The 13,225-nt window shown below is 71.5% G+C and carries 12 protein-coding genes; 4 read left to right on the top strand and 8 right to left on the bottom strand.

What is annotated here, in order from left to right:
- On the top strand, window positions 1-1,014 hold the full coding sequence (locus LL648_RS25640) for a magnesium and cobalt transport protein CorA (protein WP_232665276.1): 1,014 nt from the start codon (window positions 1-3) through the stop codon (window positions 1,012-1,014).
- Between the two features lie 153 nt (window positions 1,015-1,167).
- On the opposite strand, the gene LL648_RS25635 is transcribed toward LL648_RS25640, so the two are convergent.
- The 7 genes from LL648_RS25635 to LL648_RS25605 all read right to left on the bottom strand — a co-directional run bounded on the left by LL648_RS25635 (window position 1,168) and on the right by LL648_RS25605 (window position 8,213).
- Window positions 1,168-1,653, bottom strand: a complete 486-nt coding sequence (locus tag LL648_RS25635; protein ID WP_232665275.1) for a YkgB family protein — start codon at window positions 1,651-1,653, stop codon at window positions 1,168-1,170.
- A gap of 168 nt (window positions 1,654-1,821) precedes the next feature.
- Window positions 1,822-2,220, bottom strand: coding sequence for a DUF5946 family protein (locus tag LL648_RS25630; protein WP_232665274.1), 399 nt, complete (start codon window positions 2,218-2,220; stop codon window positions 1,822-1,824).
- Window positions 2,221-2,236: 16 nt separating this feature from the next.
- A complete protein-coding gene (locus tag LL648_RS25625; RefSeq protein ID WP_232665273.1) occupies window positions 2,237-2,776 on the bottom strand; it encodes a MauE/DoxX family redox-associated membrane protein in 540 nt (179 codons plus the stop codon).
- Window positions 2,773-4,659, bottom strand: coding sequence for an ABC transporter ATP-binding protein (locus tag LL648_RS25620; protein ID WP_232665272.1), 1,887 nt, complete (start codon window positions 4,657-4,659; stop codon window positions 2,773-2,775). The genes LL648_RS25625 and LL648_RS25620 overlap by 4 nt, the downstream gene beginning before the upstream one ends.
- Before the next feature lie 85 nt (window positions 4,660-4,744).
- Complete coding sequence (locus tag LL648_RS25615; protein ID WP_232665271.1) at window positions 4,745-5,260, bottom strand: TlpA family protein disulfide reductase; 516 nt, start codon at window positions 5,258-5,260, stop codon at window positions 4,745-4,747.
- A 307-nt stretch (window positions 5,261-5,567) separates the two neighbouring features.
- Window positions 5,568-6,737 carry a trans-sulfuration enzyme family protein gene (locus LL648_RS25610; protein ID WP_232665270.1) on the bottom strand — a complete coding sequence of 390 codons (1,170 nt, stop codon included), beginning with the start codon at window positions 6,735-6,737 and terminating at the stop codon, window positions 5,568-5,570.
- Window positions 6,738-6,842: 105 nt separating this feature from the next.
- Entirely contained in the window at window positions 6,843-8,213 is a 1,371-nt protein-coding gene (locus LL648_RS25605; protein WP_232665269.1) for a carotenoid oxygenase family protein, read from the bottom strand.
- Window positions 8,214-8,325: 112 nt separating this feature from the next.
- On the opposite strand from LL648_RS25605, the gene LL648_RS25600 reads away from it, so the two are divergent.
- Window positions 8,326-8,931, top strand: coding sequence for a PadR family transcriptional regulator (locus tag LL648_RS25600; RefSeq protein ID WP_232665268.1), 606 nt, complete (start codon window positions 8,326-8,328; stop codon window positions 8,929-8,931).
- Between the two features lie 279 nt (window positions 8,932-9,210).
- The gene (locus LL648_RS25595) at window positions 9,211-10,815 is read left to right on the top strand and encodes a hypothetical protein (protein ID WP_232665267.1); all 1,605 of its coding nucleotides are present in this window, start codon (window positions 9,211-9,213) and stop codon (window positions 10,813-10,815) included.
- A 76-nt stretch (window positions 10,816-10,891) separates the two neighbouring features.
- On the opposite strand, the gene LL648_RS25590 is transcribed toward LL648_RS25595, so the two are convergent.
- Entirely contained in the window at window positions 10,892-12,277 is a 1,386-nt protein-coding gene (locus LL648_RS25590; protein ID WP_232665266.1) for an aldehyde dehydrogenase family protein, read from the bottom strand.
- 218 nt (window positions 12,278-12,495) lie between these two features.
- Between LL648_RS25590 and LL648_RS25585 the strand changes: the two genes are divergently transcribed.
- Window positions 12,496-13,182, top strand: coding sequence for a universal stress protein (locus LL648_RS25585; protein WP_232665265.1), 687 nt, complete (start codon window positions 12,496-12,498; stop codon window positions 13,180-13,182).
- Window positions 13,183-13,225 lie beyond the last annotated feature (43 nt).

The following is a 13,225-nucleotide window of genomic DNA, read 5'->3' as shown; positions in this document are numbered from 1 at the left end:
GTGATCACCGACTGCGCCGCGTACCGGGCAGGTCGGCGTGTCGAGGGCACGCTCGACCTCGACCGGGCCGCTGCGGTCTGCGTCGAGGACGACACGTTCGTCTGGGTGGGGCTGCACGACCCCTCCGCCGACGAGGTGGCCGCGGTGCGAGCGGAGTTCGGGCTCGACCCCGAGGCGTTCGCCGAAGCGATCCGCTATCGCAACCGGCCGGAGGTGGCGGTCGACGGCGAGGTCCTCTACGCGGTGTTCAAGACCGCTCTCTACGTCCCGGAGGACGAGCGGGTCGAGCTCGGGCGGATCGTGGTCGTCGCCGGCCCCACGTTCGTGATCACCTTGCGCTACGGCGCGTCGAGCGAGCTCGCCAGCACCCGCAAGGACCTCGAAGCCAAGCCCGAACTGCTGTGCAACGGGCCCTGCACTGTGGTCTACGCGGCCGTCGACCGGATCATCGACGACTACATCCCCGTCCTCGGAGGTCTCGACGACTCGCTGCGCGAGGTCGAGCAGGCCGTCTTCTCCCCCGAGGTCGCCGAGCACGCTGAGCGGATCTACCGGCTCAAGCGCGAGGTGCTGGAATTCCAGCGGGCGAGCGCGCCGCTGACCAGCCTGATGATGCACCTCGCCGCCGGCCGGTTCCCGATGGTGCCGCAGAGCGTCCGCACCTACTACGGCGGTGTCGAGGACCGGCTGGTCAGGGTCGCCGAGGACGTCGAGCGCGTCAGCTCGCTGCTCAGCAGCATGCTCGACGCGAACAGCGCGCAGGTCGCGATGCAGCAGGCCCGGCTGGCGCTGGAGCAGACCCACATCGCCACCCGGCAGAACGCGGACATGCGCAAGATCTCCGCGTGGGTCGCGATCATCGCCGTCCCGACCATGGTCGCCGGGATCTACGGCATGAACTTCGACGCGATCCCCGGCCTGCACTCGCCCTTCGGCTTCCCGGTCGTGATGGTGGTGATGGTCGCGCTGTGCGTCGTGCTCTACCGCGTGTTCCGGCGGAGCGGGTGGCTGTAGGGGCCCATCACGGGCGAGGTGGGTGCAAAGATCCGCGCCCCAACCGCCGACTTCCCCACCGTTTTGGGTGGATGCGCGCCATTTCAGCGCGCATGTGCCCAAAACGGTGGGGAACTTCGGTACGCACGCCCCCGCCTCCCGGCAGGGCGCCCATCAGCCCCGCCGGCGCATCGGCAGCGCCGCGGCCACGCACAGGGCTCCCGCGATCAGCACCAGGTTCTTGATCACGAACTCGCCCTCGGTGGTCAGCAGCAGCGGGTTGCCGTCCTGGAAGGCCACGTTGAACTGCGTCACCAGCACCAGGAACGTCCCTGCCAGGTGCCCGACCATCACGGCCAGCACCGGACGGAGGACCCGGCCTGCCATCAGCGCGATGCCGACGACCACCTCGAACGCGCCCAGCGCCGGCAGGATCACCGCCGACGGGATCGGGACGAACGCGAGCGTGTCGGCGACCAACCCGGCCACCGGCGTCAGGTTGACGATCTTCAGTACTCCGAACCACACGAACACGAGCCCCAGCGCCCAGCGCATCAACGTCGGCGCCCAGACGCGCAGGCCGGCGATCACGCGGTCGTCGATCGCGACGGGGCGGGCCTGCTCGGTCAGGTACGGGCGGGGGCGGGTCACGGTCTGCACGGCGTCCTCCTGGACTGGGTGTCTGTCTCTCCTGCGAACGAGGACAAGACTCCGGCCCAGGACCCCCTCCGGTCGTCCGTCGAGCACGGACACCTTCGCTACCGGCGCGGGCGTACGCCTCAGGGCGATCCCGTACGCCCGCTGCGGTACGCAGGGGTCAGGGCTCGGTCAGGGCGTCCCCGTCCACGCGCCCAGGGTCGCCGCCGCCCAGCGCGCCACCCGCTCCTCGTAGCCGTCGGCGGGGAACGTCCCCTCGACCGCGACGTCGGCGATCGTGACGGCGAACCCGCCCGGCTCGGCCAGCTCCGGGCCCGACGGCTCCGGTGGCCACGCCGACCGCGACCGGTGCGAGTTGCCTCGCCGCGACGCCGCTGCCCGTTCCGCGACCGCCTGCAGCCCACCGTCGACGAAGTCGCGCAGCAGCACGAGCCGCGGATCGTCGGACCTGACCTGCCCCGGAGCCGTCTGCAGGAGGTGGCAGGCCACCACGACGCCGTGCAACGGCCCCCACGGCGGACGCCGCGAGTGGTCCAGCGCCAGCAGCTCGTGGAACAGCTCGTCCGTCATGCGGACATGGTGCTGGTCAGCGGACGGGACGCGGCGCCGACGGGCCGAACAGGTCCACCAGCTCGTCGAACATGACGATCAGCACGGCGACGATCAGGCCCACCCCGACGGCGAGCAGCACCCCAGCGGCCTCGACCGCTCCGCCGCCCACGGCCGACGCCACGGCGGCGAGCAACGCGACCGCGATGAGGAACCCGTTGCGGACGAGGTGACGTGGCCCGAAGGGACGCTCGGTCACCCCGAAGCACAGGCACGACGCCGCCGTCCCGCGCCGCAGCACCGCGGCCACGCCGACCGTGAACGCCGCCAGCAGGCCCAGCGCCAGCACCGCTCCCGCCACCGCCGTGGCCGGCACCACCAGTGCCACGGCGGCGACGGCTTCGAGCACCGGCACGGCAACACCCACGGCGCCGACCGCGCCTGCGGGCAGCACGTCCATGTCCTTCACCGAGCGCGTGAACGAACGCAGCGCCGCGCCCGAGCGCAGCTTCCCGACCGACGACACGGCGAACACCGCGGCCAGCAGCCAGCTGCACCCGATCCCGACCACGCTCATCGCTCCACCTTAAGCACACCCATGTCCCTTGCCTCGATCTCCAGCAGCACACCGGGGTCGGCCGGCTCGCCGAGATCGCCCAGGGCACCGGAAGCGTCGCCGGCATCATCGCCGGAATCGTCCTGGTAGCCGGCGGCCTGCAGCCGGAACAGCTCGGCGTACGTGCCACCGCTCGCCATCAGCTCGTCGTGCGTGCCCTGCTCGACGATCACCCCGTCCGAGAGCACGATCAGCTGGTCGGCCGCCCGCACCGCACCGAGCCGGTGCGAGATCAACACGCTCGTCCAGCCGTGCCGGTGCTCGCGCAGGCTCGTGTGCACCTCGTGCTCGGCGACCGCGTCCAACCCGGAGCTCGGCTCGTCGAGGATCAGCAGGTCGCGGCGGTCACGCAGGAACGCCCGCGCCAGCGCGAGCCGCTGCCACTGCCCACCGCTGAGCAACACCCCGTTCTCGGGGTCGTCCCGCTCCGCCTCGCTGGTGAAGATCCGGCTCAGCATCGAGTCGTACCCGCTCGGGAACGTGTCGATCTTCTCCGCGATCCCGCCACGCTCGGCGGCCGCGACGATCCGCGGCCGGTCCTCGAGCGCATCGATGTCGCCGATCGCGATGTTCTCCGCGACCGTGAGGTCGTACTCCATGAAGTCCTGGAACACCGCCCCGATCCGATCGCGCAGCGCGGTGAGCTCCATCTCCTTGAGATCGACCCCGTCCCAGAGGATCTGGCCGCGGGTCGGGTCGTAGAACCGGCACAGCAGCTTCACGAGTGTGCTCTTGCCGGCGCCGTTGCGTCCGACCAGCGCGACCGCCTGCCCGGCGGGGATGAACAGGTCGACCCCGGCGAGCACCCACGGCTGGTCGTCGGAGTAGCGGAACCAGACGTCACGCAGCTCGATGCCCTTGCGCAGCTCCGCCACCGGCAGCGGCTTCGCGGCCACCGGCAGGTCCGGCTCGCTCCACACCACCGCGAGGTAGTGCCCGAAGAGCAGCAGCTGGTGGTGCAGCCCCGAGACCGCCATCGTCAACGTGGACAGCGCGCCCTGCACGCCCGTCACCGCGGCGACCAGCATCAGCACGTCGCCGGCGGTGATCGAGCCGGCGTAGGCGAGCATCACCGCCCACACCAGCCCGCCACCGGACACCGCAGCCGACAAGGTGCTCAACCCGCCTTGGGTGAGCAGGTCGCGGATGTCCATCTTGCGCCGCTCGGCGTCGGCGGAGCGGCGCGCGGCGAGCATCTTGTCGCGCAGGAATCGTGCCGCCCCGAACAGCCGGATCTCCTTCGCCGCCTGCTGATCGGCCAGCAGGATCCCGAAGAAGAACTCCCGCCGCTCAGCCGGGCCGATCGTCCACATCATGCCCATCCGCCGCCGCGACAACCGCAGCTGCGCGATCAACGCCGGCACCGCCGCGGCCGTCACGATCCCCGCCATCATCGGGCTGATGATCAGCAGCGATCCGAGGAACCCGACCGCGGTGACGACCCCGCTCGCGATCGACATGCTCGACGAGAGCATCTCCCCCGGCGACTGCCCGCCGCCCTGCTGCGCCATCCGCAAGCGGTCGCGGAACGCCGGGTCCTCGAACCGGGCCATGCCCTGCATCCGACCGACCGCGGTGTAAAGACGCTCCTGCGTCATCATCGCGATCGCCCGGCCGGTCTCCAGGTCGAGGAACCCGCCGATCCGCGGCAGCAGGGCCAGCAGCAGACCGGCCCCCATCAGGCCGCCGGCCAGCCACAACAACGGCTCGATCGTGGGTGGGCGGTCGGTCAGCGTGTCGACGACCAGCTTCGTCAACCACGCCACCAACACCGGAAGCGTGGCCGTCCCGACCGAGAGCACGATCTGGACGACCAGCTTCACCGGCGCCGCCGTGAACGCCATCCGAGCTCCGGCCAGCGCGGAACGCGCCATCCCCGGCCCGGCGGGCAAGGTAGAGCCCTGCACAGTAGATCTCGACACGCGTGCCCTACGCGGTTGCGCTGGCCGCGGCCACCGTCGTCAGCGAACCGGAGACCGCGACCGCGCCGCCGTCGCCCATCAACGCGAACGCCGGGTAGCCCGAGACGGCGAACGCCTTCTCGACGTCGTGTCCGTGCTCGACGACCACCACTCGCGCCACCGGCGACAGCGTCTGCACCTGCTCGACGCTGTCCTCATCGCGACCGGTCACGACCGCGAGCACCCGCTCCTGCCCACCGGGGTGCGACTTCGCCGCCGTCAGGAACGCCGGCATCTGCTCCGTGCACGCGCCGCAGCCGGGCGAGAAGAACCCGACCATCGTGCCGCCGACCAGGTCGGCGTCGGCGATCACGTCACCTTCCACAGTGGTTGCAGCAAACGAGCTGATCGTCGTGCCAGGGGCGGCAATGATGTCCGGCATCGACGGCCGCTGCGACAACAGCTCGGTGTGCTCACGCAGCCGGCGGATCACGCCGAAGGTCAGCAACAGGTCCAGCACAACGAGCAGACCAACCAGGATCACCCCGGCTACCAGATACGGCACAGCTATTTCCCTCCCTCATGGAACCGGCAGCGTGACCACGCGTGTTCGCGTACCCGACCCCACGCCGCCGGAGCCGTCACACCACGTGACGGCACTGCATACTCACCAGGAGTCAGATTCGGACCACGCCGATAGAACGTTCCACGATCCCCCGCCCCCTATACCGGTCCGCCGACGGTCCGATGTCGACCGCCCGGTGAACGTTCGGAGCCTAGCGCCGTCAACGTTCTGTGACCAGAGTCTGCCGAACAAGATGGAAGCTTGCCCGGAATCGATTCGTGGACGATCAATTCAACGCAGCGGCGAGGTCTGCCCAGAGGTCCTCTGGATGCTCGAGTCCGCACGCGATTCTGACCATTCCCTGACCGATTCCTGCCGCCTCCAGCGCGGCGTCGTCCATGCTGCGGTGCGACGTCGTCGCGGGGTGCATCGCGACGGTCTCGGTGCCCCCGAGCGAGCCGGCGTCGAGCACCAGCCGCAGGCCGCCGATGAAACGCAGCGCCCCTTCGCGGCCGCCGGCGACCTCGACGGCGAGCGTGCCGCCGTAGCCGCCGATCAGCGTGGTGGCCCGCTTGTGGCTGGGGTGCTCGGGCAACCCGGGGTAGTGCACGGCGTCGACCCCGCTGTGGCCGGCGAGCCGCTCGGCGAGGTACTGCGCGTTCGCGCACTGGCGTTCGAACCGCAGCGGCAGCGTCTTCAGCCCGCGCACCACCAGCCACGCCGAGAACGGGTCCATGATCGAACCGAACCGCAGCGCCTGCTGCCAGGCCTCGCGGTGGCGATCGGCGTCCGCGAAGACGGCGATCCCACCGACGACGTCGTGGTGGCCACCGAGGTACTTGGTCGCCGAGTGCACGACGACGTCGGCGCCGTGCTCGATCGGGCGGAAGAGCATCGGCGTGGCGAACGTGTTGTCGACGACGGTGGTGACGCCCGCCGCGCGGGCCGCGGCCAGCAGGCCCGCGATGTCGGGCACGAAGCTCGTCGGGTTCGCGATCGGCTCCAGCACCAGCACCTTCGTGGTAGGCCGCAGGACCGCGGCGAGCTCGGCCGCGTCGTCGGCGGTGATGAAGTCGGACTCGACACCCCAGTTCCGCGTGAGGTCGCCGATCACCGCCGTGGTGCCGCCGTAGAGGGCCTTCTGCGCCACGACGTGGTCGCCGGGGCGAAGCACGGCGTGCAGCACCGCGCTCATCGCGGCCGTGCCGCTCGAGGTGGCCAGCGCTGCGGCGCCGCCCTCCAGGTCGGTCAGCGCCTTCTCGAACACCCCGACGGTGGGGTTCGAGTAGCCGCTGTAGAAGTACGGTCCGCCCGGTCCCGCGATGGCCGACGCGACCGCCGTCGGATCATCGAATGCGTAGTTGGCGGTCTGGTAGATCGGCACCCCGACCGGGCGGCCCTCGACGTGGTCCGGCGCCGGCATCCGGACGGCTCTGGTCTCGCGGTGGTAGGTCACCGGACCAGACTTACCCAACGGGCGCCCGTCGACAACGACGTTATGGCGGTTCCCGGGGCCTCGGAACAGCCGAATCGTCGTTGTCGACGGTTCTGGGTCGAAAGCTCAGGTGAGCTCGTCGTCGCTGATCCAGTTCCCGTGGAAGCCGAACGGCACCCGACGTGGAAGGTGCACCCGCGCGACGGGGGCCGCGGTGATGTCGCCCGCGTCGAGCACGACCAGCTCGCCGCGGTCGGTGGTGGCGTCGTGCACGACCGAGAGGATCCATCCGTCGTCCTCCCCGGTGGCACCCGGCCGCGCGACGAACGCGGGCTCCATCGTGACCCGGCCCGGCCCGTAGTGGTGCAGCTCCGTCCCGCCCGTCGCAGTGTCGATCTTCACCAGCGGTCCGGTCTCGAACCCGCTGTCGGACGACCGGTCGACGTCGTCGGAGAGCACGAGCCCGTCGGCCCCGACGCCGGCGAACCATCCGTACCGGTGCGGCTGCCCGACCAGCGCGGGGCCGACGCGCGGGAACTCGACGCTGCGATCGGAGACGATCTGCTCGGTGACGGTGCCGCGGGCGGGGTCGACCGTCCAGCGGGCGAGCACCGGCAGCGAGTCGCTCGGGCCGCGCAGCTCGTCGCGGAAGACCGAGTCGTAGCGGACGACGTCGACGGTGACGGAGCCGTCGGGGTTGTCGAAGCCGTTGAGGACGTGGAAGACGTAGCAGCGCGGCGCCTCGAACCAGCGCACCGCGTCGCCCGTCGCGCCGCGCGGCAGCAAGCCGATCCGCGAGGTGTGGGCGTCGTCCCACCGCATCGGCAGCGGCGGGTAGCCCACGCTGCCGGCCGCTGCCCAGCTGCTCATCATGTCCATGGAGACCGTGACCGGGAGGTCGAGCACCACGACCCGGCTCTGCGTCAACGCCATGTCGTGCACCATCGGCCTGCCCGGCGCCGCGATGTCGGTGACGTGCTTCGCCGCGCCCGTCGCGTCGAGCACGACGTAGCGCAGCGACGGGGACAGCACGTTGTAGGTGATCGCGTGCAGCTCACCGGTGATCGGGTCGATCTTGGGATGGGCCGCGTAGCCGCTCTTCAGCAGGCCGTCGCAGTCCCACGTCGCCATCTTGTTCAGATCCGGGGCGATCGTCACCGGCAGCCCGCCGGCCTCGACGAGCGCCATGATGCGGCCCGCGTGAGCGAGGACATTGGTGTTGGGCGACTCGCCGGAGTCGCCGCGCACGAACCGGTTGCGGTACCACTCGGCGCGGCCATCACGCAGTCGAACGCCGTGCACCATGCCCTCGCCCATGAACCAGTGGTGGCTCGCGGCGTCGACGTTGCCGACCGGATTCGGGCCGATGCGCAGGTACCGGCCGGAAAGCTCACGCGGCAGTTCACCGGTCACGGGCAGGTCGACGGCGCTGACCTCGTCGTTAACGGGAAGGAAGTTCTCGCGGAAGTACGGGTTGCGGGCAGCGGTGGCGGTCACCGGACGGCTCCCAACGTCAGATTGAACGGTGCAACTTGTACCGTTGACGGTGCCCGCAACCGCTGCTCGCCCGCAACGGCGAGGTTCAGACCGTCCAGACCAGGGGTTGCCGATGCCGACGCTCTCCGCCAGCTCGTACGTCGTGCTCGGCCTGCTCGACCGGTACGGCCCGTCCACGCCCTACAAGCTCGACAGCACCATCCGGCAGAGCATCGGCAACTTCTGGGTCTTTCCCCGCTCGCAGCTCTACGCGGAGGCGGCGCGGCTCGTCCGCAACGGGCTGGTCGTCGAGCAGCGTGAGGAGGCCGGGCGGCGGCGCCGGCTCCTGTCGATCACGAAGGCTGGACGGGCGGCATTTCGGCAATGGCTCATCAGCCCGTCGTCCGGACCCACCGAGATCCGCGACGACGGGCTGCTGCGCCTGTTCTTCCACGACGACGATCAGGCCGATGCCGTGCGCAGGCTCGCGGCCGAGCAGGTCGCGGCGCACCGCGAACGGCTCGCCACGTTCGAGGCGCTGCGCACCACAGCCGGGCTCGAACCGGGATCACCGCCTGCCTCGACGCTCGAGCTGGGGCTGCGGTTCGAGCGCACGGTGGTGGCGTTCTGGGAAGAGGTCGAGCGCGAGGGCGGTGCGGCGCCCTCAACCGCAGGTCCGGGCGTTGACAGCACCGGTTACGGGACCGATGGCGCGGCCGACGTGCCGCTCGGCGATTGAGCGTGCACGGGGTAGCAGCGCGGTAGCCCTGCGTCACCACGCGCTGCACTCGAACGCGTAGGCCGATCGGGCGGTGGACCGCCGGCCAACGGCGCACCGCAGGACCCTTGTGACGGTGAGCGGTCGAGCGGGCACGTCGAGTGGTATTCCAGGAACGTCAGGAACGGCATCGGCGCATACCGAACGGCCTATGGCGGCCGGGTTTCCGCGGGCGTAGGAATCGGTGTCCCCCGAGAGCAGCACCCCTCTTGCGACGCTCGTCGCCGGAAAGGTCCGACCGTGTACCCGCCGCCGTCCCGCCGTCATGGCTCCTCGAACCCCGTCCCGGTCGCGATCCTCCTCGCGCGCAGCGCGGAGCTGCCCCCCGAGGTCTCCGAGCTCGTGGAGAACGAGGTCGCGGTGTCGGTCGCGGCGATCCTGCGCCGGGAAGGTCGTGGGCCGCACGCCGCCGCCGGCCGGTTGAAGCCCCGCAAGCATCGTGCGCTGCCACCGCTGATGCCCATGCTGCGACCGGCCCCGCCGCCGCCCCGACACAGCGTCCGCAAGGCCTCGACGGCGGCCTGCGCCCTGTTCGCGATCGGCGCGGTCTTCGGGCCGTCGATGATCCACGATTCGAGCCTCCCGCACGCCGACGCCGAGGCGGGCGCGCACGGGATCATCGTCGGCGGCGGCACACCGAAGGGGAACCTGAGCAGGGCCGGGCAGGACGACGGGGAGCTCGGGCTCGCCTTCGTCGACCCGGCCACCGTCGTGCTGCAGCCGGTGGGCTTCGCGGCTGCATCGGCGGCGATCGGCCCGGCCGGCCTGCCGTCGGGCGCCGCGGGGGCCGGGTTCTTCACGCCACCGGCGGTTCTCGGCGGCGCGAGCGCGCCCCCGCCCGCCGTCACGCCGGGGACCCCGCCGCCGGCGGCCCAGCCGGGTACGCCCCCGCCAGGATCAACACCTCCCGGATCGACACCAGGGACGACACCACCGGGATCCACACCGCCCGGATCGGGCCCGCCCGGCACCGGTGGCCCCGGGCAGCCAGGTCAACCAGGTCAACCGGGACAGTCGGGTGCGCCGGGTGCGCCGGGTGGGCCCGGCGGTCCCGGTCCTGGAGAGCCCGGAGGTCCGCCCGGCGTGGTCGTCCCCGGCCCGTCGATCAGCACGCCGCCCGTTGTCGTGCCGGGTGTGACGGTCCCGAACGTCCCCGTCCTCGGGCCCGTCGCCACGCCGTCGGTCGTGGCCACGGAGGCCGAGGTGAAGGCGCCGACGGTCACGGTGGCGCTCGCCGAGAAGGAGGTCGCCGTCACGACGTCGACCGCGGAGGTCGGCACCCCCGACGTCGGTATCTCCCCCGCGCGGGTCGGCCCGGCCCAGGTCTCCGGCACGACGGCGACCCTGCCCGACGTCGCCCTCTCCGAAGGCGGCATATCGCTCTCGGCGAAGGAGCCGCTCGACGTCGACCTGCCGGCGGTGACGGTCTCCGAGACCGAGCTGGTCACCCCGGACGTCAAGCTCGGCGCCGCGGAGCTCCCGCTGCCCGACGTCAAGCTGCCGGCCGTCGAGGTGCCGCTCGACGAGGTCGGCGACGCCGTCACCGAACCGGTCTCCGACGTGCTCGGCGGCGCGACCGACGCCGTCGGCGGCCTGCTCGGCGGCGGCAAGAGCCGCGAGGACGACCAGCAGCAGGACCGCACCGACACCACCTCGAACGACCAGAGCACGACCACCGAGGACACCAAGGCCGAACCCGAGTCCGAGTCCCAGCCTGAGTCGTCGGAGTCGGAGTCGCCGCAGTCCGGCTCCGAGTCGGCGTCGCAGCCGGAGTCAGCGACCGGGTCCGAGTCGGGATCCGGGGCCGACTCGGACTCGGCCGCGACCTCTGGCCAGCAGAAGTGACCCCAACTTCCCCACCGTTTTGCCAACCTGCACGCCCTGCAGGGTGTGCAAGTTGGCAAAACGGTGGGGAACTTCGTCAGCTCGTGGTGCTGATGAAGACGTTCTTGACGTCGGTGTAGGCGTCGAGGGCATGCATGCCCAGCTCCCGCCCGATGCCCGACTGCTTGACCCCGCCGAACGGCGTCGACACGCGCACCGAGGAGTTCGAGTTCACCGAGAGCCCCCCGGCCTGCACGGCGCGGGCCATCCGCAGCGCACGGCTCCCGTCGACGGTCCAGATCGAGCCGGACAGCCCGTACGGCGAGTCGTTCGCGATGGTGACCGCGTCGGCCTCGTCGTCGAACGGGATCACCGCGACGACCGGGCCGAAGACCTCCTCGCGGGCGACCCGCGCGTCGGGTGTCGGCAAGGCGAGCACGGTCGGGGGGAACCAGAATCCGTCGCCGTCGGGGACGGTCCCGCGGTAGATCGGCTCGGGGGTGTCGTCGAGGAACGCCGCGACCCGCGCCCGGTGCTGCTCGCTGACCAGCGGGCCCATGTCGGTGGCGAGGTCTTCGGGGTCACCGACGGTCCAGTCGCCGAGCGCCTTCGTGAACGCCTCGGTGAACTCCTCCAGCACCCCGCGCTGGACGAGGATGCGGGCGCGCGAGCAGCAGTCCTGCCCGGAGTTCCCGTACGCCGCCGGCACCGCGGACGTCGCGGCCGCCTGGATGTCGGCGTCGGCGAAGACGATGTTCGCGGCCTTCCCGCCCAGCTCCAGGGTGAGCCGCTTCAGCGTCGGCGCCGCGGCCGCCATGATCCCCTTGCCGACCGCGGTCGAGCCGGTGAACGCGATCTTCGCGAGGTGCTCGTGCTCCACCAAGCGGGCGCCGGCGACCGCGCCGGTCCCGACCACGACCTGCAGCACCCCGTCGGGCAGCCCGGCCTGCGCCGCGAGCGCGGGCAGCTCCAAAGCGGTGAGCGGGGTCAGCTCGGAGGGCTTGACGACGACGGCGTTGCCGGCGGCGAGCGCCGGCGCGACGTTCCACGCGGTGATCGCGAAGGGGAAGTTCCACGGCACGATCACACCGACGACACCGAGCGGCTCGCGGAAGGTGATGTCGATGCCGCCGTCGACCGGGATGGACTCGCCGAAGTGCTTGTCGACGGCACCCGCGTAGTAGCGGAACGTCTCGGCCGCCATGCCGACCTCGCCGCGGGCGTCGCCGAGCGGCTTGCCGACGTTGCGGGTCTCCAGCAGGGCGAGCTCGTCGACGCGCTCCTCGATCAGCGCGGCGAGCCGGAACAGGACGCCGGCGCGCTCGCGCAGCGGCATCTTCGCCCACTCCGGCTGCGCCGCGCGGGCCCGCCGGACGGCCTCGTCGACCTCCGCGGCACCGGCCATGGGCAGGTGCTGCAACACCGCCCCGGTGGCCGGGTTGAGGATCTCTGCTTCAGGCTGCTGCTCGTGCACGGACGCCATGCTCGCACCTTCTGCATGCGACCCGGATCCCCGCCCGGCACCTGCCCGTCGCAGCACGATTAGCCCGGTCGGGTGTTGAAGTGCGCGGTCGGTCACGAACGACGCCGGGCGGCCACCGTCCGCTACCCATTCATTACCCCATCCACGCCTTGTCCGCAGCGCGAGAGCGGAGAAAGCTTGCGTCTTGCCGTCCTGATCGGCGGGGAAGGGTGGGACGAATGGCCTCCGGCAGGGCAGCGCTCGCGTCGCGACCGGTGACGACGAGCGCAACCAGCTCTCGGCTCGTGGTGATCGGCAGGATGGAGACCCCCGTCCCGCCGTGGGCGCACGACTGGTGCGCGGACGTCGGATACGCGCTGATCAAGCGCTCGGCGCCGGCGGGTGCGGCGCTGGAGATCGGCCCGGAAGGCGGCGACGAGTGGTCGCGCCTGGCCGGCGACGTCGAGGCGATGAGTGCCGCCGGCAGCGCTGTCCTGATCAGCCGTGGCACGTGGCGGCGCGGTGGCCGCCAGCAGGTGGTCGCAGCGGTGCGTGACCTGCCGGGCGACGAGGCCGTGCTGGTCGACGCCGCGGCATGCGCGACGGCGATGGACGCGAGCCTGTTGCTGGTGCACGGCGTGCCGCTGTCGTTCGGGCCGCGCAGCATCGGGCTCGACGCCGCGGTCGACCGCGGTCTCGCCGTGCTCGACGAGGGTCAGGCGTTCCTCGCCGCACGCAGCGTCGAATCGTCGACGCAGCTGCTGCGGGTGCGGCCGCACGAACTGGTCAACGAACAGCTGGACGCCGACCTGCTGGTCGTCGGCGGTGCGTCACGCCGGCTCTCGGCGCAGCTCGGCCTGGTCGCGCTCAGCGCGCTGCAGCACGCCCCCTGCCCGGTCCTGCTAGCCCCCCGCACCACCCCCTGACCCAGAACTTGCCCACCGTTTTGCCGACCTGCACGCCGCGCAG

It is taken from the genome of Pseudonocardia sp. TRM90224 (assembly GCF_021245725.1).
In the GTDB taxonomy this organism is placed as follows: Bacteria; Actinomycetota; Actinomycetes; order Mycobacteriales; family Pseudonocardiaceae; genus Pseudonocardia.
Note: the sequence above shows the minus strand (reverse complement) of the source record. Positions and strands in the feature narration are given on the sequence as shown.

Coding starts and splice junctions, on each gene's coding strand:
- LL648_RS25590 (WP_232665266.1), bottom strand. CDS start 12,277: ATGGCGTCCGTGCACGAGCAGCAGCCTGAAGCAGAGATCCTCAACCCG.
- LL648_RS25600 (WP_232665268.1), top strand. CDS start 8,326: ATGCCGACGCTCTCCGCCAGCTCGTACGTCGTGCTCGGCCTGCTCGAC.
- LL648_RS25625 (WP_232665273.1), bottom strand. CDS start 2,776: ATGAGCGTGGTCGGGATCGGGTGCAGCTGGCTGCTGGCCGCGGTGTTC.
- LL648_RS25620 (WP_232665272.1), bottom strand. CDS start 4,659: ATGGCGTTCACGGCGGCGCCGGTGAAGCTGGTCGTCCAGATCGTGCTC.
- LL648_RS25630 (WP_232665274.1), bottom strand. CDS start 2,220: ATGACGGACGAGCTGTTCCACGAGCTGCTGGCGCTGGACCACTCGCGG.
- LL648_RS25585 (WP_232665265.1), top strand. CDS start 12,496: ATGGCCTCCGGCAGGGCAGCGCTCGCGTCGCGACCGGTGACGACGAGC.